17 protein-coding genes and 1 tRNA gene are annotated in these 24,544 nt (G+C 70.3%); 7 read left to right on the top strand and 11 right to left on the bottom strand.

Annotated elements, in window-relative coordinates; translation table 11 throughout:
* Positions 1 to 79: 79 nt before the first annotated feature.
* The gene (locus ACWGL3_RS05235; protein ID WP_267945746.1) at positions 80 to 508 is read left to right on the top strand and encodes a PaaI family thioesterase; all 429 of its coding nucleotides are present in this window, start codon (positions 80 to 82) and stop codon (positions 506 to 508) included.
* A 475-nt stretch (positions 509 to 983) separates the two neighbouring features.
* A complete protein-coding gene (locus ACWGL3_RS05230; protein ID WP_267945747.1) occupies positions 984 to 2,237 on the top strand; it encodes an ABC transporter substrate-binding protein in 1,254 nt (417 codons plus the stop codon).
* Positions 2,238 to 2,613: 376 nt separating this feature from the next.
* On the opposite strand, the gene ACWGL3_RS05225 is transcribed toward ACWGL3_RS05230, so the two are convergent.
* The 5 genes from ACWGL3_RS05225 to ACWGL3_RS05205 all read right to left on the bottom strand — a co-directional run bounded on the left by ACWGL3_RS05225 (position 2,614) and on the right by ACWGL3_RS05205 (position 7,776).
* The gene (locus ACWGL3_RS05225) at positions 2,614 to 3,471 is read right to left on the bottom strand and encodes an ABC transporter ATP-binding protein (RefSeq protein WP_267945748.1); all 858 of its coding nucleotides are present in this window, start codon (positions 3,469 to 3,471) and stop codon (positions 2,614 to 2,616) included.
* On the bottom strand, positions 3,468 to 4,337 hold the full coding sequence (locus ACWGL3_RS05220; protein WP_267945749.1) for an ABC transporter ATP-binding protein: 870 nt from the start codon (positions 4,335 to 4,337) through the stop codon (positions 3,468 to 3,470). Before ACWGL3_RS05220 ends, ACWGL3_RS05225 begins: the two co-directional genes overlap by 4 nt.
* Complete coding sequence (locus ACWGL3_RS05215; RefSeq protein WP_267945750.1) at positions 4,327 to 5,316, bottom strand: branched-chain amino acid ABC transporter permease; 990 nt, start codon at positions 5,314 to 5,316, stop codon at positions 4,327 to 4,329. The genes ACWGL3_RS05220 and ACWGL3_RS05215 overlap by 11 nt, the downstream gene beginning before the upstream one ends.
* 12 nt (positions 5,317 to 5,328) lie before the next feature.
* Positions 5,329 to 6,891 (bottom strand): branched-chain amino acid ABC transporter permease, encoded by a 1,563-nt coding sequence (locus ACWGL3_RS05210; protein WP_344181708.1) that lies wholly within the window; start codon positions 6,889 to 6,891, stop codon positions 5,329 to 5,331.
* A gap of 321 nt (positions 6,892 to 7,212) precedes the next feature.
* Positions 7,213 to 7,776 carry an ANTAR domain-containing response regulator gene (locus tag ACWGL3_RS05205; protein ID WP_267950446.1) on the bottom strand — a complete coding sequence of 188 codons (564 nt, stop codon included), beginning with the start codon at positions 7,774 to 7,776 and terminating at the stop codon, positions 7,213 to 7,215.
* A gap of 156 nt (positions 7,777 to 7,932) precedes the next feature.
* Between ACWGL3_RS05205 and ACWGL3_RS05200 the strand changes: the two genes are divergently transcribed.
* The 3 genes from ACWGL3_RS05200 to ACWGL3_RS05190 all read left to right on the top strand — a co-directional run bounded on the left by ACWGL3_RS05200 (position 7,933) and on the right by ACWGL3_RS05190 (position 10,050).
* A tRNA-Leu gene (locus tag ACWGL3_RS05200) sits at positions 7,933 to 8,005 on the top strand.
* A 90-nt stretch (positions 8,006 to 8,095) separates the two neighbouring features.
* On the top strand, positions 8,096 to 8,881 hold the full coding sequence (locus tag ACWGL3_RS05195; protein WP_344181710.1) for an LAGLIDADG family homing endonuclease: 786 nt from the start codon (positions 8,096 to 8,098) through the stop codon (positions 8,879 to 8,881).
* Between the two features lie 209 nt (positions 8,882 to 9,090).
* On the top strand, positions 9,091 to 10,050 hold the full coding sequence (locus ACWGL3_RS05190; protein WP_267950447.1) for a DUF1266 domain-containing protein: 960 nt from the start codon (positions 9,091 to 9,093) through the stop codon (positions 10,048 to 10,050).
* A gap of 124 nt (positions 10,051 to 10,174) precedes the next feature.
* On the opposite strand, the gene pyk is transcribed toward ACWGL3_RS05190, so the two are convergent.
* Complete coding sequence (gene pyk, locus ACWGL3_RS05185) at positions 10,175 to 11,608, bottom strand: pyruvate kinase (RefSeq protein ID WP_267945753.1); 1,434 nt, start codon at positions 11,606 to 11,608, stop codon at positions 10,175 to 10,177.
* A 168-nt stretch (positions 11,609 to 11,776) separates the two neighbouring features.
* On the opposite strand from pyk, the gene ACWGL3_RS05180 reads away from it, so the two are divergent.
* Positions 11,777 to 12,484, top strand: a complete 708-nt coding sequence (locus tag ACWGL3_RS05180) for a maleylpyruvate isomerase N-terminal domain-containing protein (RefSeq protein ID WP_267945754.1) — start codon at positions 11,777 to 11,779, stop codon at positions 12,482 to 12,484.
* 118 nt (positions 12,485 to 12,602) lie between these two features.
* On the opposite strand, the gene ACWGL3_RS05175 is transcribed toward ACWGL3_RS05180, so the two are convergent.
* From ACWGL3_RS05175 to gltB, 5 genes are all read right to left on the bottom strand, one after another.
* Positions 12,603 to 13,913: an MFS transporter gene (locus ACWGL3_RS05175; protein WP_267945755.1), complete on the bottom strand. Its 1,311-nt coding sequence runs from the start codon at positions 13,911 to 13,913 to the stop codon at positions 12,603 to 12,605.
* Between the two features lie 122 nt (positions 13,914 to 14,035).
* Positions 14,036 to 14,935: a prenyltransferase gene (locus ACWGL3_RS05170; protein ID WP_267950448.1), complete on the bottom strand. Its 900-nt coding sequence runs from the start codon at positions 14,933 to 14,935 to the stop codon at positions 14,036 to 14,038.
* A 74-nt stretch (positions 14,936 to 15,009) separates the two neighbouring features.
* Complete coding sequence (locus tag ACWGL3_RS05165; protein WP_267945756.1) at positions 15,010 to 15,393, bottom strand: DUF2784 domain-containing protein; 384 nt, start codon at positions 15,391 to 15,393, stop codon at positions 15,010 to 15,012.
* A gap of 417 nt (positions 15,394 to 15,810) precedes the next feature.
* Positions 15,811 to 17,283: a glutamate synthase subunit beta gene (locus ACWGL3_RS05160; RefSeq protein WP_267945757.1), complete on the bottom strand. Its 1,473-nt coding sequence runs from the start codon at positions 17,281 to 17,283 to the stop codon at positions 15,811 to 15,813.
* 32 nt (positions 17,284 to 17,315) lie between these two features.
* Entirely contained in the window at positions 17,316 to 21,872 is a 4,557-nt protein-coding gene (gene gltB / locus ACWGL3_RS05155) for a glutamate synthase large subunit (protein ID WP_452460922.1), read from the bottom strand.
* 571 nt (positions 21,873 to 22,443) lie between these two features.
* Between gltB and ACWGL3_RS05150 the strand changes: the two genes are divergently transcribed.
* Positions 22,444 to 24,348 (top strand): bis-aminopropyl spermidine synthase family protein, encoded by a 1,905-nt coding sequence (locus ACWGL3_RS05150; protein WP_452460921.1) that lies wholly within the window; start codon positions 22,444 to 22,446, stop codon positions 24,346 to 24,348.
* The last annotated feature ends 196 nt before the right edge of the window (positions 24,349 to 24,544 follow it).

The following is a 24,544-nucleotide window of genomic DNA, read 5'->3' as shown; positions in this document are numbered from 1 at the left end:
CCCCGCGAGGACCCCGGCCCCGCACCGGGCGTTTTCACCCGGCCCGGGCTCATTTCCACCGAATCGGAAGGCACACATCATGACGACGGACTCCGAGGCGCTGCGCCGCATGCTCGACACCGGCGCCCTCGCGGGCGGCCTGGGCGAGACCATGGGCATCGAGGTCACCGAGGCCTCCGCCGAGCGCGTGGTGGGCCGCATGCCGGTGGAGGGCAACGTCCAGCCGTTCGGGCTTCTCCACGGCGGCGCCTCCTGCGTCCTCGCCGAGACCCTGGGCTCCATCGGCTCCACCGTCCACGCCCACCAGTTCGGCCGCATCGCCGTGGGCATCGAGATCAACGCGACGCACCACCGCTCGGCGACCTCGGGGCACGTGACCGGTGTGGCCACCCCGGTGCACCTGGGCCGCACCCTGGCCACGTGGGACATCACCATCACCGACGACCGGGGCCGCAAGGTGTGCACCTCGCGGCTCACGTGCATGCTCCGCGACGCGCCCGAGGCGTAGGGCACACGCGCGCGGGCCTCGGGGAGGAGGGACCGCCGCGGACCGGCCGCAAGGGCTCCCACACGACCGCGGCGCAATAACGGCCAAGGGTTTTTCCTTATTCGGTAAGGACCACTTCGGACCGCTACCCGGCGCTTTCCCGTCTTTCCCCGGCCCGACCTCAACACTTGACGGTCGGGCTTCGTCATGCCTGGTCATCGCGACAGAATGCTTTCCCCCGTGTGCGCAGAGCTCGCAACCGTCCAGCCGGATGCACTGGGATCCCCGTGATGACTACAGAGCCATAACAGCATGACGGCGAGTCGGCACCAACGCCCGAAATGTTCTTTCCGAGGTAGAAGATCCATGATTAAGCTCCGCTAACGCTCCTGATTAAGTCATGCCACACACCGCGGGCATCAGGGCGCACACGCAACAACGGCACCGCTGCGACACGCAACGCGTGCTTCGCCGGTTGAACGGAGTGACCACGATCATGGCAAGCAAGAAGGTCCTGGGCCTGACTGCCGCAACCGCGGCCCTGGTACTCGGACTGACCGCGTGTGGCAGCGACGGCGGAGAGGGCGGCGGGGGCGACGCCGGCGGCGGCGGCGAGGAGTTCACCTTCGGCGTCCTCTACCCGCAGACCGGCAGCCTCGCCTTCCTCGGCCCGCCCCAGATCACCGCGGCGCAGTACGCCGTCCAGGAGATCAACGACGCCGGCGGCATCCTCGGCACCGAGGTCCCCGACATCGTCGAGGCCGACGAGGCCGGCGACAACGCCCAGGCCAACGAGGCCGCCAACGCCCTCGTCGCCGACGAGGTCAACGCCGTCATCGGCGCAGCCGCCTCCGGCATGACCCAGGCCACCTACGACACCATCACCGGTGCCGAGATCGTCCAGTGCTCCGGCTCCAACACCGCCGCCGAGCTCAGCGAGATCGAGGACGGCGGATACTACTTCCGCACCGCCCCCAGCGACGCCCTCTCCTCCATCGTGATGGCCCGCACCATCGCCGACGCCGGCCACCAGAACGTCGCCATCGTCTCCCGCGGCGACGACTACGGCCGCGGCTACGCCGACGGCCTCCAGGCCGAACTGGAGAGCCTCGGCGCCCAGGTCACCGTCAACGAGACCTACGACCCCGAGGCCACCACCTTCGACTCCGTCGTCAACGCCGTCAGCGGCGACGAGCCCGACGCCGTCGCGCTCATCGCCTTCGAGGAGGGCGCGCAGGTCATCGCCCAGCTCCTGGAGTCCGGCGTCGCGGGCGACCAGCTGTTCATCACCGACGGCCTCAACGACGCCGCCCTCGGCGAGACCGTCAACGCCGACGACCCCGACAGCGTCAACGGCATCACCGGTGTGGCCCCCAGCGCCGACAACCCCGAGTTCACCGAGGGCCTCACCTCGTTCAACGAGGAACTCGACGTCTTCCAGTTCGCCCCCCAGGTCTACGACTGCGTCACCGCCATCGCCCTGGCCGCCGAGGCCGCCGACAGCGTGGCCCCCAGCGACTACGTCGCCGAGCTGCCCAACATCAGCCGCCCCGAGGGCACCGAGTGCGGCAGCTTCGCCGAGTGCCGCGACCTCCTCGCCGACGGTGAGGAGATCAACTACCAGGGCGTCAGCGGCAACATCGACTTCGACGACAACGGCGACCCGACCGCCGCCACCTTCGAGATCTTCCACTTCGGGGACGACGGCCACGAGATCCTCGCCTACGAGGAGCACTCCGTCGACGGGTAACCCCCGCCGGGCGGCCACCCCGCGGTGACCCGCCCCCAGAACACCGGCACCACCGAGGCGCCCCGGGAACACCCGGGGCGCCTCTCCCGTGTTCCAGGGGCACCCGGCCGGGACATCCGCCGAACCCACACCCCGGCGCGGCCCCAGGACCGCACAGCCGCACCGGCCCGGACCTCCCGGAGCGGGCCCCGGGCGGCACACCGCCCGGCCACAGACCGACCGCGCCCCCGCCGCCGGGACCACACACCGCCCCTCCCCACCGCACAGACGGCCCCGCACACGGCGAACGCGGCCCCACAGGCCGCCGGGAAGGCCACGGCCCCCGCACACGACGAAAGGGGCGGAGCCCGCAGGCCCCGCCCCTCCGCACACCCGGTCAGCCCTTCGCGAGCGTCCCCAGGTACAACTCGATCACGTTCGGATCGTTCAACAGATCCCCACCCGAACCCGTGTACGCGTTGCGGCCCTGGTCCAGGACATAGCCCCGATCACAGATCTGGAGGCACCGGCGGGCATTCTGCTCCACCATGACCACCGAGACACCCGTCTCGTTGACCTCCTTGACCCGCTGGAACACCTCCTCCTGATAGATCGGGGACAGACCCGCCGTCGGCTCGTCCAGCAGCAGCACCGACGGATTCATCATCAACGCACGACCCATCGCCACCATCTGGCGCTCACCACCCGACAGCGAACCCGCCTTGGCCTTGCGCCGCTCCCCCAACAACGGGAACAGGTCCGCCACCACCCCGAACCTCTCGGCGAACGAACGGGGCCGCAGATACGCCCCCATCTGCAGGTTCTCCTCGATGCTCAACGACGGGAACACGTTCTGCGTCTGCGGCACGTACCCCACACCGCGCTCCACCAGACTGTGCGCCGGCAGACCCGCGATACTCGCGCCCCGCAGCGTCAGACCGCCCTCGCGCACCGGGATCAGCCCGAAGATCGTCTTGATCAGCGTCGACTTGCCCGCACCGTTCGGACCGATGATCGCCACGACCTCACCCTCGGTGAGAGTCAGGGTGCACCCGTTCAGGATGTTCACCCCCGGCACATAACCCGCCACCAGGTCCCGTGCCAACAGCAGGTAGTCCTCCGGACCGCCCACCTCCACGGCCTCGGCCCTCGCCTGCTCCAGGACCTCCTCACGGTGCTCCTGGACCACGGCCGCGTCCTCGGCCTCCGCCGGAACCCCGTCCGGACCCGGACCCGGGCCGCCCTTCCCCGTCATTCGCCACTCCCCTGGGTCTCGACCGTCTCCTCCTGGGCGCCCAGGTAGGCGTCGATCACCTGCTGGTCGGCACGGATGTCCGAGGGACGGCCCTCGGCGATCACCCGCCCCTGCGCGAGCACCACGATCCAGTCGCTGATACCCATGATCACGTCCATGTCGTGCTCGACGAACAACACGGTCTTGCCCTCGTCGCGCAACGCCGTGATGTGCCCCAGCAACGACTGCACCAGCGCCGGGTTCACACCCGCCATCGGCTCGTCCAGCATGATCATGCTCGGATCCGTCATCAGCGAACGCGCCATCTCCAACAGCTTGCGCTGACCGCCCGACAGGGAGCCGGCCATGTCGTCACGCTTGTCGATGAGCTTGAAACGCTCCAGCAGGACCAGCGCACGCGCCGTGTTCTCCCGCTCCTGCCTCTGCCACACAGGACGCAGGAACGCACCCGCCATCCGCTCCCCGAACTGACCCGGCGCACCCAACAGCATGTTGTCCAACACCGTCATACGGGTCAGGGCCTTGGTCAGCTGGAACGTCCGCACCATCCCCGCACGCGCCACCTGGTGGCCGCGCTTGCCGTTGATCGCCCGGCCCTCGAACGTCCACCGGCCCCTGTCCACCCGGTCGAAACCGGTCAACAGGTTGAACAGCGTCGACTTACCCGCGCCGTTCGGACCGATCAACGCCGTGATCGTCCCCCGCTGCACCTCCACGTGCTCCACGTCCACAGCGGTCAGACCGCCGAACGACCGGCGCACACCGTCCGCCACCAGGATGGGATCCGACTTCGCCGAACCCGGAACCGGCTCCGCGCCGACCATCCGGTCGACACCCGCGCCGACGTTCGCCTCGTCACTTGACATTGACCAACATCTCCTTACGGTCGCCGATGAGACCCTGCGGCCGGAACACGATCAGCACCACCAGCATCAACCCGGCGAACGCCAACTGGATCGCACCGTAGTCCGGACCGTCCAGGAACGGCAGCCAGCCCAGGGCGCCCATGCCCTGCAGCACACCGTCGGTGAACGTCATCAGGAACCAGAACGCCATCGCGCCCAGCACCGGACCGAACACCCGCCCGGCACCGCCCAACAGCAGGATCACCCACAGGAAGAACGTCACCTGCGGCTTGAACTGGTCCGGCTGGATCGACGCCTGGTACACCGCCAGCATGCAACCCGCCAGCGAACCGATCAGACCACCCAGCACCAGCGCCTGCATCTTGTACGCGAACACGTTCTTGCCCAGGCTGCGGACCGCGTCCTCGTCCTCCCTGATGCCCTTGATCACACGGCCCCACGGGCTGTGCATCAACAACCACGTCAGACCGGCCATCACAGCCACCAGGCCCCACGTCACCACCAGGACCCACAAGTGGTTGCCGTTGTAGGCCAGCAGACCGAACCCGTACCGCTCACCCGCGTCGAACGGGTTCAGCGTCCGGAAGTCCGCCGACAGGTTCTGAAGACCGAAGGCGCCACCGGTCAACGGCTCCGCGAAACCCGCCCGGTACACCAGGCGGATCACCTCCGCCGCCGCGATCGTCGTGATCGACAGGTAGTCCGCCCGCAACCTCAGCGTCGGGATACCCAACAGCAGCGCCAACACCAACGCACACAACAGGCCCACACCGAAACCGGCGGCCAGCGGCAGATCGAACACCGCCACACTGATCCCGACGCCGTACGCGCCCACCAGCATGAAACCGACCTGACCGAAGTTCAGCAGGCCCGTGTAACCGAAATGAATATTGAGACCGATGGCGGCGAGCGCATAGATCGCCGCGATCGGACCGAACGCCGAACGGGTTGATTCGGCGAGGATCGAAAGGATGTCCATCGTCTACCTCTCCTAGCCGACCCGCTCGCGCCGACCGAGCAGGCCCTGGGGCCTGACCAGCAGCATGAGGATCATCAGGGCCAGTGCCCACGCTTGCATGAGCTGGGACGGGAACCACAGGGTGGACAGCATCGCCACCAGGCCGACGGCCAGACCGCCGACCATCGCGCCGTACGCCGTGCCGAGACCGCCCAGGATGACCGCCGCGAACATCAGCAGCAGCAGGCGGAAGCCCATCTCGTACTCGACCACCTGGTTCAGCCCGTAGAGCACGCCGCCCAGAGCCGCCAGACCGCCGCCGAGACCCCACACGTACAGGGTCACCCGGTCCACGTCGATACCCGACGACTCCGCCAGGTCACGGTTGTCCGACACCGCCCGCATCGCCTTGCCGATCCGGGTGAACTGCAACAGACACGCCACGGCCACCAGCACCGCGACCGCCACACCCATGATCACCAGGTCACGCGGCGCCATCGCCACCGGACCCAGCTGGACCAGCTCCTGGATCTGGTAACCCGCATAGCGGTTGCGGCCCGCACCGAAGATCACCAGGATCACGTGGCGCAGGATCAGCGCCAGACCGATCGACACGATGAACATCTGGATCAACGCCACATTGCGGTGCCGCAGCGGACGCCAGATGTAGCGCTCCATCGTCCCGCCCAGCACCGCGCCCATGACCACCGCGATCGCGGCGGCCAACCACAGCGGCACCTGCCAGTCGATCGAGTCGCCCATCACCCCCAGCGTCGTCGCCAGCGCGATACCGCCGAAGATCGCCACCCACTGGGCCACGATCAGCGTCGTCCGCGGAAGCCTCGCCTCCAGCAACCCGCCGATCAGGACCGCGATCCCGATACCCGCGAAGATCGCCAACAGGGAATTGCCCAACCCCGCGGCACCCGTGCTGAACAACAGCGCCACCATCGCACCGAAGGTCACCATGTCACCGTGGGCGAAGTTGATCATCTTCGTCGTACCGAAGATCAACGACAGACCGATCGCGGAGATCGCGATCACCAGGCCGAAGAGGATCCCCGACACGGTCAGCTGCAGGAACTGGGCTCCGAAGGAACTGCCGCCGCCCGTCGTCGGCGCGACCGCCCCGTCCTCTCCCCCGGCCTCGCCGCCGGAGTCGTCCGCCGCGTCCTCCGAGGGGGACTCCGAGGCGTCACCGCCCTCCGCGGCGCCCGCGCCCTCCAGGGCCACGATGAGGGGACGCCGGTCGTCGGCCTCGACCTCGACCTCGGTCTCGCCGTCGACGATGATGCCCTCTCGTACGACGTACTCGCTGGGGACGGACTCCTGGTCCACCACTACGCGGTAGGTGCCCGGTTCGGGCAGCTCCACTTCCCACATTCCATCAGAGTCGGTCTCCGCCGCCCCGATCTCGTCCTCACCGTCGTAGACCGTGATCCCGATGCCTTCGACACCTTGATCCCGGTTCTCCGGGTTGAGGATCTGACCGTGCAGCGCTTCACCGCCCTGTTCGTCTGCCGCTGCCACTGGCCCGGGGATCACCAGGATGGCGGTGATCAGGGCGAGCAACACGGTCACGAGACGTGTGCGCACGCGCGCTCCTTGCGCATCTGAGGGTGACGGCACCAAATGCGAGCATTCGACACCGCTTGTCCTTTACTGTTCGGTGCGGCGAGTTTAGCCCGGTTTAGCCTGGTCATTCAGCAGAGCTAAAGCCACGTGACCCAACCGTCACCCCATTGTGCGCAAACGAGATCAAAATGGTATCCATCGACCGTTGACGGTGGCCATTCGTCTAGTTTTCGTCACCCCCGGCACACCGCCCCTCACCCTCCCTCCCCCGGACACGACAACGGGGCCCCACCCGGTCGGGTGCGGCCCCGGTTCAGGGTCGCGGGGGTCGGCCCGGTCGGCCTACTGTCCCCCGAGGGTCTCGACGACCGTCTCGGCGACCTTCCTCATGGTCAGTCTCCGGTCCATCGAGTTCTTCTGGATCCACCGGAACGCCTCGGGCTCACTCATCCCGTGACGCCCCTGGAGAAGCCCCTTGGCCTGCTCGACCAGCTTGCGGGTCTCGAGACGGTCCTGGAGGTTGCCGACCTCCGACTCCAGCGCCGCCAGTTCGGCGTAGCGGGAGGTGGCCATCTCGATGGCCGGCACGAGGTCCGACTTGTTGAACGGCTTGACCAGATAGGCCATGGCCCCGGCGTCCCGCGCGCGCTCCACCAGCTCTCGCTGGGAGAAGGCGGTCAGGATGACGACCGGCGCGATGCGCTCACCGGCGATGCGCTCGGCGGCCGAGAGGCCGTCGAGCACCGGCATCTTGATGTCGGTGATCACCAGGTCGGGCTTGAGCTCCCGGGCAAGCCGGATAGCGGTCTCCCCGTCCCCGGCCTCGCCGACGACGGCGTAACCGTCCTCTTCCAGCATCTCCTTGAGGTCCAGGCGGATCAGGGCCTCGTCTTCCGCGATCACCACACGGCTCTGCGTCCTCGTCACGTACATGAGGTTACAGAGATCCGCTAGGATGCTGAGCGTCGGGACCGGCAATGCGCGCCAATCGTGACACCACCGTTGACCGGGGCCGCTGGCCGACCGGGAAAACTACAGAGAATGTCTTGACAAATTCTCCAAGCCCTGGTAGCCCAATGGCAGAGGCAGCAGATTCAAGTCCTGCGCAGTGTGGGTTCGAATCCCACCCAGGGTACGAGAGCCACCCCAAGGGGTGGCTTTTCTGCTTCTCGGAGCATTGACCGGACGTGGGCGAATGTCACAGGTGTGAGCGAATCTTCACTCTATGTACTCACGCGACATCGTTGAAGAGACTTTTCGCCTCAAGGCCCTCGGCCTGACCGACCGCGCCATCGCGGAACAGTGCGGCGTCTCCGTCCAAGCGCTCAGGCACTGGCGCTACGGCACCCGGCGGTCCCCGCAGACGGAAGCCGACCGGACCGCTTACTGCCCTGTCTGCGGGACTGGTGCCCTGGACCCCGCAGCCTACGTCTACCTGCTCGGTCTCTATTTGGGAGACGGGTACATCGGACGTATCCGCAACGGGGTCGACTACCTGTCGATCGCCTGTTGCGACACATGGCCCGGCCTCATCGAGGAGTGCGCACGAACGATATCCACGGTCTTCCCCGTGGGTGCCTTCCAGGTACGGCGCCAGGGCTGTACGGAGGTCAAGGGAACCTCCAAGCACTGGCGCTGCATCTTCCCGCAGAACGGCAAGGGAATGAAGCACTCACGACCGATCATCCTCGAACCCTGGCAGCAGGAGGCCGTCGACGAGTGCCCCGAACCCTTCATCCGAGGACTGATCCACTCCGACGGCTGCCGCGTGTCCAACCGTGTGCGCAAGAAGACAGACGGAGGATGGAAGTACTACGAGTACCCCCGCTATTTCTTCTCCAACACGTCACAGGACATCAGCAACCTTCTTGTCCATGCCCTCGACCGGCTCGGCATCTCATGGAGGCGCCGAGTGGAGGTGAAGCTCCCGAACCGGGATGCGTTCATCGTGTCGGTGTCGAAGCGGGCGGCCGTAGCGCGGATGGACGAGTTCGTGGGGCCCAAGTACTGAGGAGCGGTCAGCGGGGCCAGAACCTGCGTAACTACCCGGCCAGTTCGACCACAAATGGGCCTTTTGTCACTTTATCCCCGGGCAAGGCGGGCCGAACCGGTCACATCACGGCCACAACCTGAGTACAACCCGTGGGTTCGGTCGTCCCGGCGACCGCGTGTCCCTGATCCTTGAAGATCACGGACGAGTTCTCAGGAGAGGAGCAGCAGGTGCTGACCGCGGTGGCCGGAATCGTCGGCGCACTGGTAATCGGCGCCTGGGTCGTGGTGGCCTGGGGCTCCCGACGCCGCCAGCCCTGGTTGCTGACCCCGTTCGCCCTGCTCGTCGTCCTTCTCGTGGCCGTGGGCCAGGCGGGCTGGTCGTTCCTCCCCGCGGCGGCGCTCGTCGCCGGCTCCTTCGCCGAGCTGGTCATCGGCGCCCGTGAGTCCCCCGCCGTGCGCACCAAGGATCCCGACGCGCCGCTGAGCACGGAGCGCTGGGCGGCCGCCGTCGCCGCCCCGTTCCGGGTGGCGCTCGCCGAGCCCTGGGACGTGGTGGCGCGCCCGTCGCTGCGCCGCCGCTACCGGCGGCTGCTGGAGCGCCAGTGGCAGGTGACGGACCGGGAGTCGCTCCTGGCGGCCGTGGAGGGTCTTCTGGACGAGTTGCACACGAGTCCGACCCTGGACCTGGTCGTGGACCTGAGGGGCGGGATCGCGCGTTCCCGGTTCCCCCGGGACGAGGGCGGCCAGGCGACGGGCGGGCACGTGCTGCTGACGCCGGAGCAGGTCGTCCGGTTGCGTGCCGTCACGGGGGTCGGCGAGGCCGACGAGACGGTGATCATCGGGGCGTACCAGTGGTGGCGGTCGGTGCACGTGATCCGGTTGGTGTGCGGGGGCGCGACCCTGGACTGGCTGAGCCCGGTGGAGACGCAGACCCTGTTGCGGCGGGTGGCCTCGGACCTGCAGCGCCGGTACTCGTCGTGGCAGCAGTTGTCGACGGCTTTCCACGCGGGGTACCTGCTGTGGCGGGACAAGGGCGTGGAGGGGGACCACGGGGGGGCGGACCGGGTGTGGGCGGCTCTGGGTCTGCTCACCGAGGATGTGCGGAGTCCGTGGAACCTGCTGCCGTGGGACATGCCGTTGGAGCGGGTCATTCCGGAGGGCGGGCTGGCGGCCAACCCGGAGCCGTAGGGCTCCGGAAAGACGTCGGCCGCACCTGGCCCTGACCCGGTGGGTCGGCGCGGCTCATACGCCGTTCCTCCGGGCCGGACCTGATGCGGCACGTCTTGCGGGCGCCCGTCGCGGGCGCCGGGTCCTACGTGGTTCCGAGCGCGACGGCGTCGCCGAGGCGGTGGACGCGCAGGGAGTTGGTGGATCCGGTGGTTCCGGGCGGGCTGCCGGCCACGATGACGACCTTGTCGCCCTTGGTGTAGTCGCCGAGCTGGAGGAGTTCGGCTTCGACCTGGCGGACCATGTCGTCGGTGTTGTCGACCCAGGGCACCAGGTTGGTCTCCACTCCCCAGGTGAGGGAGAGGGTTCCGCGGGTGGAGTTCTCGGTGGTGAACGCCATGAGCGGGATGGGTGAGCGGTAGCGGGCCAGGCGTCGGGCGGTTTCGCCGGACATGGTGAAGGCGACGAGGGCCTTGGCTCCGATGGTGGCGCCGATTTCGGCGGCGGCGCGTGCGATGGCTCCGCCGGTGGTCTCGGGTACCCGGTTGAGGATGTGCGAGGCGCGCAGGGATTCCTGTTCTGCGGCGCTGATGATGCGGGCCATCGTCTCGACGGTCTCGATGGGGTATTGGCCGACGCTGGTCTCTCCGGAGAGCATGACGGCGTCGGCGCCGTCGAGGACGGCGTTGGCGACGTCGGAGGCCTCGGCGCGGGTGGGCCGGGGTGATCCGATCATGGATTCGAGCATCTGGGTGGCGACGATGACCGGTTTGGCCTTGTCGCGGCAGCGTTCGACGGCGCGTTTCTGCACCATGGGGACGTTCTCGAGGGGGAGTTCGACGCCGAGGTCGCCGCGGGCGACCATGACTCCGTCGAAGACCTCGATGATGTCCTGGAGGCGTTCGACCGCCTGGGGCTTCTCGATCTTGGCGATGAGGGGGACGGTGATGCCCTCCTCGTCCATGATGCGGTGGCATTCCTCGGCGTCCGCGGGGCTGCGGACGAAGGAGAGGGCGACCATGTCGACGCCCTGGTGGAGGGCCCAGCGGAGGTCTGCCTCGTCCTTCTCGGTGAGGGCGGGGACGCTGACGGAGACGCCGGGGAGGTTGAGTCCCTTGTGGTTGGAGACGGTGCCGCCGTAGATGACGCGGGTGTGGACGTCAGTGCTGGTGGTCTTGGTGCATTCGAGGACGACGCGGCCGTCGTCGATGAGGACGCGGTCGCCGGGGCGGACGTCTCCGGGGAGTCCCTTGTAGGTGGTGGAGACGCGTGTGGCGTCGCCGGGGACGTCGTCGATGGTGACGGTGAACTCGTCTCCGGCGGTGAGTTCGACCGGTCCGTCGGGGAAGGTGCCGACGCGGATCTTGGGTCCTTGGAGGTCGGCGAGGACTCCGACTGCTCGTTGGGCCGACTCAGCGGCTTCGCGCAGGTTGGCGAGGCTGGCGCTGTGGTCGTCGTGGGTTCCGTGGCTGAGGTTGATACGGGCGACGTCGAGTCCTGCGTCGACGAGCTTGCGGAGGACTTCCGTGCTCGACGTGGCGGGACCGAGGGTCGCGACGATTTTTGCTCGACGTGTCACGCCTATCACTTTAGAGCGTCTGGGGGATGCAGTGGTCTAAACCAGGTTGCGAATGGACGTATCTCAGGCTGCGGGAAGACGAACGGGGGCGTTGCACGAACGGGGTTGTGGGTGGTGCGGGGGCTTTCTGTAGGTTGCCTGTGACGGTGGCGATTCTGGGAGGTTCTGGTGTTCTCGCGTGATGTGGTGCTGGGTGCGTTGGCGGTGGAGGTTGCCTCGTTGGACGCGGTGTTGTGGGGGTTGTCGGAGGAGGAGGCGGTGGTGGGGACGCGGTGTGCGCCGTGGGATGTGGCGGCGTTGGCGGCGCACACGGTGAGGGCGATGTTGCAGGTGGAGCCGATGTTGGTTGGTGAACCTGCGGTGACGGGAGGGGCGTTGGTTTCTGCTGGGGAGTATTACCGGCCGGATGTGCGGTTCTCGGCGGAGGTGAACGCGCATCGGGTGGGTTCGGCGGTGGAGGCGGCGGCGCGTCGTACGGACGCGGGTGAGTCGGGGCGGTTGTTGCGGGGGCGGTGGTCGCCGTTGGTGGCGCGGTTGGCGGCGGAGCCGGTGGGCCGGGTGGTGGTGACGCGTCACGGGGACCGGATGCTGTTGTCGGATTTCCTGGTGACGCGGGTGGTGGAGTCGGTGTTGCACGGGTTGGACCTGGCGGACGCGCTGGGTCGGGATCCGTGGGTGTGCGGTGGGGCTTTGGACGTGGTGCGGGGGTTGTTGTTCGGGGAGGCCGATCCGGCGGTGGTGGAGGAGGTGGTGCCGGGTGCGTTGTCGGGTCGTGAGGCGGGGGTGGCCGCGGTGCGTTCGGTGACGGGCCGTGGGGGCGGTGTGTCCCGAGGTGCGTGGGAGGGGGCGGGGGTGCGGTTCCTGGCGTTGGGTTAGGCGGTGGGGGCGTGCCGGGGGCGGGTTCTGGGGTTGGGCCTGTTCGTCCCGGAGGGGCACGCCTGGGGCCTGCCCCGCCCGGCCCTGCCGCCCCCCGGGGCGGCGGGTCGGGCGGGTGTCAGTGGGCGGGGTCGGCGCGGGCGGCCTGTTCGTTGGCGTCGGCGCGGGCGGTGGCGGTGCGCAGGTGGCGCAGGGCGAGGAGGGTGGCGGCGGTGAAGACGGCTGCGCCGAAGAGGGCGGGGGCCCGGAGGTCGGCACGGGCGAGGAGGCCGCCGAGGAGGGCGCCTGCGGGGGCGAGTCCGAGGCCGAGCATCTGCTTGGCGCTGCTGACGCGTCCCATGAGGTGTTCGGGGACGATCTGCTGGAGGATGCCGCTGGAGAGGACGGTGCCGTAGGCGCTGGCGGCGGCGACGAGGGTCCAGGCGGCGGCTGCGGTGGGGGCGTCGGGGGCGAGGGCGAAGAGGGTGCAGAAGGCCGCTTGGGCGAGGTATCCGGCGGTGATGCCGCGGTAGCGGCCGATGCGGTGTGCGGTGTTGCCGGCGAGGAGTGCGCCGCCGATGGCGCCGAGGGCGGCGGTGGCGAGGAAGACGCCGAAGAGGTGCGGGGGGACGCCGTAGTGGTCCTGGACGGTGAGGACGAAGACGGCGGTGACCGCTGCGGCGCCGAGGTTGAGGGTGGCGCCGAAGAGGATGAGGGCGCGTAGGGGCGGGTCGGTGTGGATGTGGCGCAGGCCTTGTCCGATGTCGTGGAGGACGGCGCGGACGGGGTCGGCGGGCGGGGTGGCGGGCTGGTCGGTGGGTGGTGCGGGGGCTCGGCGTGCGGTGAGGGGCAGTCCGAGGAGGATGAGGGCGCCGAGGGCGTAGGCTCCGGCGTTGGTGGCGAGGGGCAGGGCTGCGGCGATGGCGAAGAGGAAGCCGCCGAGGGGTGCGCCGGCGAATTCCTGGGCGACTTCGCGTCCGCCGACGAGCCGTCCGTTGGCGCGGTCGAGTGCGGTGCGGGCGAGGGCGGGGAGGATGGCCCTTCCGGCGGTGTCGTAGACGATCTCGCATGTCATGGCGGCGAACATGACGATGTAGAGGGTGGTGACGGTGGCGTTGCCGGTGGCGGTGAGGATCGCGAGGGCGGTGATGGCGGCGGCGCGGAGGAGGTTGGCGGCGACCATGGCCCTGACGCGGTCGACGCGGTCGACGAGGGCTCCGGCGAGGAGTCCGAAGAGGAGCCAGGGGAGGTAGCGGGCCGCGGTGAGTCCGGCGACGGCGAGGGGGTCGTTGGTGAGGGCGGCGGCGAGCATGGGCAGGGCCGTGAGCATGATGCCGTCGGCGAGGTTGCTGGAGAGGCTGCCTGCCCAGAAGCGGTGGAAGGCCGGGCTGAGGCGTGGTGTGGGTCGGGGGGAGGGTCGGCCGGGCGCGGGGGGTGTGTTGGTGGACATGTGCCTTCGGGGGTGCCGGTGGGGTGTCGGCGGGGGACTCTATCGAAGGCCGTCGGTTGTGCGGGTGGTTTTCGGGTGCGGGTGGGGGCCCGGTCGGTGGGCCGGGCCCGGTGGGCGGGTGTTCAGCGGTCGCGGCGGGGTGGTGGGAGGAAGGCGGCGACGCGGCCGTAGGCGCGGAGGATGCGCAGGCGTTGGATGGTGCGCATCCCTTCGCGTTCGATGGTGGCGGCGGTGTCCCAGTGTTCCCAGGCGGCGTCCCATCCGCCGTCGGGGCGTTGGCTGTTCTCGAAGTAGTCGAGGTTGCGGTCGATCTCGGCTTCGGTGAAGAGGGGCCGGGCGATGTGGCCGGGGTTGTCGGCGAGGTCGAGCGGTGTGTGGACGTGTCGCTGTCCGCAGGGTTTGGGGTTGACGTCGATGCCGGCGCGGATCATGGGGTGGAGGCGGTTGATGGCCTGGACGGCTCGGGGGCGGTCGGGCGCGTGTTGGAGGAAGGCGCAGATGCCGATGGCTTCGTGGGGGTCGGTCCAGTGGAGTGCGTCGATGCGTTTCCAGCACCAGGCGGTGGCGAGGTCGCGCCAGGGGTGGCTGATGTGGTGTTTGTGCAGGTAGCCGGTGATGTGGGCGGTGAGGCCGAGGTCGGCGGTGAAGTCGTCGCGGTGCTGCCACCAGGGGGCGGCCTCGCTGTAGCGGACGTTGGGCAGGACGGGAGGCAGGCCGCCGTCGGGTTCGCTGACGGTGGAGAGGTAGCGGCAGATGCCGAGTCCGACGGTGGTGGGGATGGGGCCGAGTTCGTCGAGGTGGCGCAGGGCGATCTGGGCGGCGGCGGGTTGGCTGGCGTGTCCGCGGAGGTCGGGGTCGAGTCCGTTGCCGTAGCCGCCGTCGAGGTTGCGGTAGGCGGTGAGTGCTTGGCGGACGGGTTCGGTGGGGCCGTTCTGGAAGAGGTGGGCGAAGCGGTGGCGGTCGATGAGTCGCGCGTTGCGCATGGTGAAGTGTTCCGCTGTGCGGAAGGAGTCCCAGGTCACGACGGTCATGTCTTCGACGGTACGTCCGCTGTCGGGCGCGGAGAATAGCTCGCGGGACAATCCATTCGCGTTCTTTACGCGGGGTTCGAAGCTTTGTGGTGTTTGCGTCTTCGGTGGTGGATGAGGTGTCCGGCCCAGGAGGCGGCGATGGTGGCGGCGACGGCGAGTTGGACCGTGAGGAGGTGTTGTGAGGGGTAGATGACGCCGGTGAGGTAGTGGTCGATGAAGCCGGTGGCGGGGAGTCCCGCCTGGCCGGCGTTCTCGCGTCCCCAGTTCTCGAGGGCGGTGAGGGGGCACTGCCATCCGATGACGGTGACGCCGAGGCCGTAGAGGGCGCAGGCGAGGTGGGGCCAGAGGGTGCGGGGCCACCGCCAGGCGAGGAATCCGCCGAGGGTGACGTAGGCGAGGAAGAGCAGGTGGAGGAGCATGGCGGTGTCGCCGATGAGTCGGTAGGCCATGGGCGTCGTCCTCCCTGGTGTGTCCGCGGGCGCTGTGGGCCCGCGGAGGGGCCGGCCCGGTGCGGGGCTCCGTGGGAGGGGTGCGGGGAGGCCCGGGCGCCGGATCGGGTCCGTCTGTTCCCAGTATCTCCGGGCGGAGCCGGGCGGGCCAGGGGGCGGTGCGGCCTGTGGAGGGGGGTGTCCGGGGCGCGGGCGCGCCCTGTGCCCGCGGCCCCGGCGCCTGTGACCGCCCGCGGCCCGGCCTTGCACCGGCAGGCACCGGCAGGCACCGGCAGGCACCGGCAGGCACCGGCAGGCACCGGCAGGCACCGGCAGGCACCGGCAGGCACCGGCAGCCGGGAACGCGTTGGGCGCGGGGGGTGTTCCCCCCGCGCCCGACGCGTGGTGTGCTGCCGTGTTCCGCGGTGCGGGCGTCCCCTAGACCAGGGGGCGCTCGGTCGGCGGGATGGCCACCGGCAGGTTGGTACCGCCGGGAAGGCCGGTCCCGGTGGCGAGGAAGCGGTCCACGCCCGCGGCGGCGGAGCGGCCCTCGGCGATGGCCCAGACGATCAGCGACTGGCCGCGCCCCATGTCGCCGGCGCAGAAGACGCCGTCGACGGTGGTGCGGTAGTCGCTGTCGCGCACGACGTTGCCGCGGCCGTCCAGTTCGACGCCGAGCTGGTCGATCATGCCCTCCTTCTGCGGGCCGACGAAGCCCATGGCGAGGGTGACCAGGTCGGCGGGGATCTCGCGCTCGGTGCCCTCGACGGGCTCGAAGCCGTTGGGGCCGCGCTTGACCTCGACCAGCTTCAGCGCGCGGACGTTGCCGTCCTGGTCGCCGAGGAACTCCAGGGTGTTGACGGAGTAGATGCGCCGTCCGCCCTCCTCGTGGGCGCTGGTGACCTTGTACAGCATCGGCATGGTCGGCCAGGGCTGGTGGTCGGGCCGCGTCGCCGGGGGCTTGGGCATGATCTCCAGCTGGGTGACCGACGCGGCCCCCTGGCGGTGGGCGGTGCCGACGCAGTCGGCGCCGGTGTCGCCGCCGCCGATGACGATGACGTGCTTGCCCTCGGCGTGGATGGGGGCGCGGTCGTAGTCGCCCTCCTGCACCTTGTTGGCCAGGGGCAGGTACTCCATGGCCTGGTAGATGCCCTTGAGCTCGCGTCCGGGTGCGGGCAGGTCGCGCCAGGCGGTGGCTCCGCCGGTGAGGACGACGGCGTCGTGGCCGGCGCGGAGCTCGTCGACGGTGATGTCGACGCCGATCTCGACGCCGGTGCGGAAGGCGGTGCCCTCCGCGGTCATCTGGGCGAGGCGGCGGTCGATGTGCCGCTTCTCCATCTTGAACTCGGGGATGCCGTAGCGGAGGAGGCCTCCGATGCGGTCGGCGCGCTCGTAGACGGTGACGTCGTGTCCGGCGCGGGTGAGCTGCTGTGCGGCGGCGAGCCCGGCGGGGCCGGAGCCGACGACGGCGACCTTCTTGCCGGTGCGTGTGGTGGGGGGCAGGGGCTTGACCCAGCCCTCCTCCCACGCGCGGTCGATGATGGAGACCTCGACGTTCTTGATGGTGACGGCGGGCTGGTTGATGCCGAGCACGCACGCGGACTCGCAGGGGGCGGGGCAGAGCCGGCCTGTGAATTCCGGGAAGTTGTTGGTGGCGTGCAGGCGTTCGATCGCCTCGGCCCAGTCGTGGTTGTGGACGAGGTGGTTCCACTCGGGGATGAGGTTGCCGAGCGGGCAGCCGTTGTGGCAGAACGGGATGCCGCAGTCCATGCAGCGTGAGGCCTGCTTGGTGACGGTGGCGCGGTCGAAGTCCTCGTACACCTCGCGCCAGTCCTGGATGCGGACGTCGACGGGGCGGTGGGCGGGGAGTTCCCGCTCGGTGATCTTCAGGAAACCCTTGGGGTCGGCCATGGTGTTTCTCCTCCTCTCGTGTGGGCCGGCGCTCAGGACTGCGCGGAGGCCATGACGGCCTCGTTGACGTCGCGGCCGTCTCTTTCGGCCTCTGCCTGGGCGAGCAGGACCCGCTTGTAGTCGCGCGGCATGACCTTGGCGATCCGGGCGAGGCCGGTGTCGCCCTGGGCGAGGATGCGCCGGGCGACGTCCGAGCCGGTCTCGGCCAGGTGCCGGGTGAGGACGTCGGTGAGGTAGGCGCGGTCCTCCTCGGTGAGGGCGTCGATCTCGACCATCTCGGTGTTGACGCGCCGTGTGTCCAGGTCCAGGACGTAGGCGATGCCGCCGGACATGCCGGCTGCGAAGTTGCGGCCGGTGCGGCCGAGGACGACGGCGCGTCCGCCGGTCATGTACTCGCAGCCGTGGTCGCCGATGCCCTCGACCACGGCGAGCGCGCCGGAGTTGCGGACGCAGAAGCGTTCGCCGACGACGCCGCGGAGGAAGATCTCGCCGGAGGTGGCTCCGTAGCCGATGACGTTTCCGGCGATGATGTGGTCCTCGGCGACGAGCCGGGATTCGGCCGCGGGGCGGACGACGAGGCGGCCGCCGGAGAGTCCCTTGCCGACGTAGTCGTTGGCGTCCCCGGACAGGCGCAGGGTGACGCCCTTGGGCACGAAGGCGCCGAAGGACTGTCCCGCGGATCCGGTGAAGGACACGTCGATGGTGTCGTCGGGGAGGCCGTCGGCGCCGTAGCGCTTGGTGACCTCGTGTCCGAGCATGGTGCCGACGGTGCGGTTGACGTTGCGCACGGGCAGTTCGAGCCGGACGGGCCGGCCGAAGTCGAGCGCGCCCTCGCTGAGCTGGATGAGGGTGTTGTCCAGGGCCTTGGCGAGGCCGTGGTCCTGGATGCGCTGGTGGGTGCGGTGGTCGCCGGTGCGGGGTTCGACCTCGTGGAGGATGGGTGCGAGGTCCAGCCCCTGGGCCTTCCAGTGGGTGACGGCTTCGGTGGTGTCGAGCAGGTCGACGGCGCCGATGGCCTCGTCGAGGCTGCGGAAGCCGAGCCGGGCGAGGTACTCGCGGACCTCCTGGGCGATGAACTCGAAGAAGTTCACGACGTGGTCGGCCTGGCCGGAGAACCGTGCGCGCAGGGCGGGGTTCTGGGTGGCGACGCCGACGGGGCAGGTGTCGAGGTGGCAGACGCGCATCATGACGCAGCCGGAGACGACGAGGGGCGCGGTGGCGAAGCCGAACTCCTCGGCGCCGAGGAGTGCGGCGATGACGACGTCGCGTCCGGTCTTCATCTGGCCGTCGGCCTGGACGACGATGCGGTCGCGCAGGCCGTTGAGCAGGAGGGTCTGCTGGGTCTCGGCGAGGCCGAGCTCCCAGGGGGTGCCCGCGTGCTTGAGGGAGGTGAGCGGCGAGGCGCCGGTCCCCCCGTCGTGGCCGGAGATGAGGACGACGTCGGCGTGGGCCTTGGAGACGCCCGCGGCGACGGTGCCGACGCCCGCTTCGGAGACCAGCTTGACGTGGACCCGTGCGGACGGGTTCGCGTTCTTGAGGTCGTGGATGAGCTGGGCGAGGTCCTCGATGGAGTAGATGTCGTGGTGCGGCGGCGGGGAGATGAGCCCGACGCCGGGGGTGGAGTGCCGGGTGTCGGCGATCCACGGGTAGACCTTGTGGCCGGGCAGCTGGCCGCCCTCGCCGGGCTTGGCGCCCTGGGCCATCTTGATCTGGATGTCGTCGGCGTTGCTGAGGTAGTGGGAGGTGACGCCGAAGCGGCCGGAGGCGACCTGCTTGATGGCGCTGCGCCGCAGGTCCCCGTTGGCGTCGGGGGTGAAGCGGGCGGGGTCCTCGCCGCCCTCGCCGGTGTTGGACTTGCCGCCGAGGCGGTTCATCGCGATGGCGAGGGTCTCGTGTGCCTCGGCGGAGATGGAGCCGTAGGACATGGCTCCGGTGGAGAAGCGCTTGACGATCTCGGAGACGGGTTCGACCTCGTCGACGGGGACGGGTTCGCGCACGCCCTCGCGGAGGCGGAAGAGCCCGCGCAGGGTCATGAGCTTCTCGGCCTGGTCGTCGATCTTGGAGGTGTACTCCTTGAAGATCTCGTACGTGCGGGTACGGGTGGAGTGCTGGAGCTTGAACACCGTCTCGGGGTTGAAGAGGTGGGGTTCGCCCTCGCGGCGCCACTGGTACTCGCCGCCGACGTCCAGGCGCCGGTGGGCGCCGGGGTTGGCGGCGTGGGCGCGGCGGTGGCGGATGGCGACCTCTTCGGCGAGGACGTCGAAGCCGACGCCGCCCAGGCGTGAGGTGGTTCCGGTGAAGCAGCGGTCGATGACCTCGGCGCCGAGGCCGAGGGCCTCGAAGATCTGGGCCCCGGTGTAGGAGCTGACGGTGGACACGCCGATCTTGGACATGACCTTGAGGACGCCCTTGCCGAACGCCTTGACGGTGTTGCGGACGGCCGTGTCGGCGTCGACGCCGCCGAGGGTTCCGCGTTCGACCATGTCGCGGACGGTGGCGAGGGCCAGGTACGGGTTGACGGCGGAGGCGCCGTAGCCGACGAGGAGTGCCACGTGGTGGCATTCGCGCACGTCGGCGGCTTCGATGAGGAGGCCGACCTCGGTGCGGGTCTTCTCGCGTACCAGGTGGTGGTGGACGGAGCCGGTGAGCAGGAGCGAGGGGACGGGTGCGCGGTCGGCGCCGGCCCCGCGGTCGCTGAGCACGAGGATGTGCGCGCCGTCGGCGATGGCCAGGGACACCTCGGTGTTGATCTGGTCGAGGCGTGCGGAGAGGGCGTCCCCGCCGCCGTCGACGGGGTAGGTGCCGTCGACGGTGTAGGTCCTGAGGGCGGGGTTGTCGCGGCCGGCGGCGACGATGGCGGCGAGTTCGGCCTGGTCCACGACGGGTGTGGGCAGGACGAGCCGCTGGGTGTCGCCGGGGGCGGCGTCGAGGATGTTGTGCTCGGCGCCGAGGAGGGTGGACAGGCTGGTGACCATCTCCTCGCGGATGGCGTCCAGCGGCGGGTTGGTGACCTGGGCGAAGTTCTGCGAGAAGTAGTCGAAGAGCTGCCGGGAGCGGTCGGAGAGCGCGGCGACGGGTGTGTCGGTGCCCATGGAGCCGATGGGCTCGGCTCCGGTGCGGGCCATGGGGGTGAGGATGACGCGGAGTTCTTCCTCGGTGTACCCGAAGACCTGCTGGGCGAGGTTGAGCTCGGTGACGGGGACGGGGTCCGCGGCGGGGAGTTCGGCCAGGCGCAGGACGCCGGAGTCGATCCACTCCTGGTAGGGGTGTTCGGCGGCGAGTTCGGCCTTGATCTCCTCGTCCTCGATGATGCGGCCCTGCGCGGTGTCGACGACGAAGATGCGGCCGGGCTGGAGGCGTCCCTTGCGGACGACGGTGGCGGGGTCGATGTCGAGGACTCCGGCCTCGCTGGCGAGGACGACGAAGCCGTCCTCGGTGACCCAGTAGCGGCCGGGGCGCAGCCCGTTGCGGTCCAGGACGGCGCCGACGACGGTGCCGTCGGTGAAGGACACCGAGGCGGGGCCGTCCCAGGGCTCCATGAGGGTGGAGTGGTACTCGTAGAAGGCCCGGACGGCCGGGTCCATCTCGGTGTGGTTCTCCCACGGCTCGGGGATCATCATGAGCACCGCGTGCGGGAGGGTGCGTCCGCCGAGGTGGAGGAGTTCGAGGGCGTCGTCGAAGGACGCGGTGTCGGAGTCGTCGGGGTCGACGATGGGGAAGATGCGGTCGAGGTCGCCGGGGATGAGGTCGCTGGCGAGCTTGGCCTCGCGTGCGCGCATCATGTTGCGGTTGCCCTTGACCGTGTTGATCTCGCCGTTGTGGGCGACGAAGCGGAACGGGTGGGCGAGCGGCCAGGACGGGAAGGTGTTGGTGGAGAACCGGGAGTGGACCAGGGCGAGGCCGGACGCGTAGCGCCGGTCGGACAGGTCGGGGAAGAACGGTTCGAGCTGCGGGGTGGTGAGCATGCCCTTGTAGGCGATGGTGCGCGGGGACAGGCTCGGGAAGTAGACGTCGGTCTCGTGCTCGGCGCGCTTGCGGACGCAGTAGGCGTGGCGTTCGAGTTCGATGCCGGTGAGGCCCTCGGTGGGGGTGCCCGGGGTGCCGGTGATGAAGAGCTGCCCGAAGTAGGGCATGGCCTGGCGGGCGGCAGGGCCGCTGTACTGGGGCTCGAAGGGCAGTTCGCGCCAGCCGAGGAGGGTCAGCCCCTCGTCGGCGACGATGGCGTCGATGGCCTCGACGGCGGCGGCGCGCTCGGCGGCGTCGACGGGGAGGAAGGCGATGCCGGTGGCGTAGGCGCCGGGCTCGGGGAGTGCGAAGTCGCAGACCTCGGTGTAGAGCTCGTGCGGGATCTGGGTGAGGATGCCCGCGCCGTCCCCGTCGTCGGGGTCCGCGCCGGAGGCGCCCCGGTGGTCGAGGTTGCGGAGGACGGTGAGCGCCTTCTCGACGATGTCGTGGCTGCGCCGGCCGGTGAGGTCGGCGACGAAGCCCACACCGCAGGCGTCGTGCTCGAAGGTGGGGTCGTACAGGCCCTGGGAAGTGGATTCTGCGTTCGTTCGGACGGACGAACGCCGCACCTGAGCAGCGGGCATCTACCCTCCCTGTCGTCTCTTGTCGGCTTTGTGAAAAGCGCATTCGGGACGACATTGGCCCTGCTGCGTGCGGATGTAGTTGTGTGCCGCGTGAGCGGCGGTTCCCGCTGGGCGGGCGCCCTTCGCGCTACCGTCGCGCGTCCACGTCCTCGTGGTCGCCGGTGGCGGTCGGGGTCCCTGTTGCGGGCGGGTTCCCTTATACACGCTGGTCCGGCCGCGATGCGAATCGAAGGTCTAGACCAGATGGCGCCGCGGTGCGCCGGTGTTCGCGGTTCGCCCGCGGGGGGCGGTGCTGTCCCTCTCGGTTGTCCCCGATGAGGGCTGGCCTAGCCGGTTTTTCCACGAGGGAACCCCGCTAAACCTCCCAAAGTGGATAAAACCCCGACTGTGGGTCGGTGTTCCGCTCCGGGACCGCGTGACGCCGTGTACCGGTGGTCAACATTACCCCGGCGTTAACGCACCGCCCAAGGGGGCCCGGGTCCCCCACGTGGGTGATCTGTCCCTCACCCGAGACGGACCGTTCTGACCTGGGCGGCCACGGCCACCCGCCGACCCGTGGGACCATCGGTGGATGGCAGGCCACCCGACTTTCCCGGACCCGGACGACCACGGTTCCGCACCCCCCGACCACACCCCACGAACACCGGGAGTCACGGTTTCGGACACCTCCCCCGCGCACCCGCCCGGGGGCGCGCCGCCGCTGCCCGAGGCCGCGTTGCGGCTGCTGCGCGACCACGGCGTGGACATGCCCCGGCTCCGCCGGGTCCTGGCGCTGCTCGCCGACGGCCGGTGGTGGGGCGCCGACGACCTGGTCCGGGGTACGGGTGTCGCGTACACGCTGGTGTCGTCGCTGCTCAAGGCGCTGGACGAGGCCGGTGAACTCGCCACCGAGAGCGCCGGCCGCCAGAGCCGGGTACGCCTGGCGCGGCCCTCCGGCTACACCGGCGCGGCCGGCGACGACCTCGCCGACCCCGTGGCGCACCTCCTCCCCCGGTACGCCCGCGCCCACGCCGAGCTGGCGCGCGCCGTGGCCGAGGGGCCCGCCTCCGACCTGGACCTTGACCACGTCACCGCGACCGCGGAGACGGCGCTGCGCCGTGCCCTGTTCCTGGCCACGCGCTTCGACCTGCACGACCGGGTCCTGCTGTGCGTGGGCGACCACGACCTGACCTCGATCGCGCTGACGCTCGTGTGCCCCGGCGCCCGGGCCGAGGTCGTCGACATCGACGAGCGTGTGCTGGCGCACATCGACGCGCTGGCCGACAGGCTGGACCTGCGGGTGCGGACCCACACGGCCGACCTGCGCCTGGGGCTGCCGTCCACGGTGCGCGGCGTCGCGGACGTGGTGTTCACCGATCCCCCGTACACCGCCGACGGGGTGGAGCTGTTCGTGCGCCGCGGCGTGGAGGGCATGGCCGACCCCCGCCGGGGGCGGGTCCTGGTGGCGTACGGCGCCAGCGAGACCACGCCCAAGCTGGCGGCCGCCACCCAGTCGCGGCTGGCGCGGATGGACCTGCTGTTCGAGGCGGTGTGGCCGGACTTCAACCGGTACCACGGCGCGGAGTCCATCGGCGCGGCCTCCGACCTCTACGTGCTCCGGCCGCTCACGCGGGCCCCGGCGCCGCCCTCGGGCGACGCCGCCAGGGTGTACAGCCAGGGGGTGAACGCCAAGGAGGCCCGGGGCGGCCTCGACGCCGGGCGCGCCCGTGCGGTGCTCGACCGCGTGCGCGAGGACCTGGACGGCCGGGGGGCCGCGGACAGGGGCCGCGGGGACGGCGGCCGGACCGCCGCCGGGGGCGCGGAGCCGACGCTGGTGGGCGAGTGGCCGTCGGAGGTGTCGGCGGCCGGGCGGGTACGGCTGTCCACCTGGATGGACGCGCCCGCGCCCGTGGGCGACTGCGCCGTGCTCAACCTGACCGGCGGGTGGGAGCGGCTGGCGGCGCGCGCCGCCCTGGCCTCCGCCGCGGACACGGTGTACGCCCTGGTCCCCTCCTCCGCGGCGTGCGTGCGCGACGCCGCGGGGCAGCGGGGTCTGCGCGCCCTGGTGGAGCCCCGCTTCCGGGTGCGGTTCCTGCGCGGGTTCGGCGCCGACGACCTGACCGCGGTACGCCTGACGCGGCGCCCGCCGGACGTGGACGAACCGGGTGCGGGCGCGCCGGGCGGGGCGGGAGCGCGTGCCGAGGAGGGCCGGGGAGGAGCCCCGGAGGGCGAGCGGGCGCAGGGGGTTCCGGACGCCGCTGTCGACCTCCTCCTGACCCACGTGCAGGAGCGGGCGCACGGCACGCTCACCGCCACGCTGAGGGCCGGGCTCGTCGAGGTGTCGGCGCGCGGGGGCCGCCCGGCCAACAAGCGCACCGCGCGGCAGGCCGTGTCCACGGCGCCGTGGTGGCTGGCCGGCCACACGCTGCTCGACCTGCCCGAGCACCGCTTCGCGGAGCTGCGGGGCGTGGCCGCCGCACTGCTCGCCCAGGTGTAGGTCCCGCCCCGGCCGGCGCCGCGCGGGGCTGTCCGGGAGAGCACGGCGCCGGCGGAGCCCGACTCCCCCGGTCGCGACGCCACGGGCGGGGGCACCCGCCCGCCGGACCCCACCGGGGCCGGTGGACGGCCGCACGGGGTCCGCGGGGGGAACTCCCGCCCCGGCACGCGCGGAGGGGCCCGGAGGACGTGTCCTC

It is taken from the genome of Nocardiopsis sp. NPDC055824 (assembly GCF_053616335.1).
This window is presented reverse-complemented; position numbering and strand designations above follow the sequence as displayed.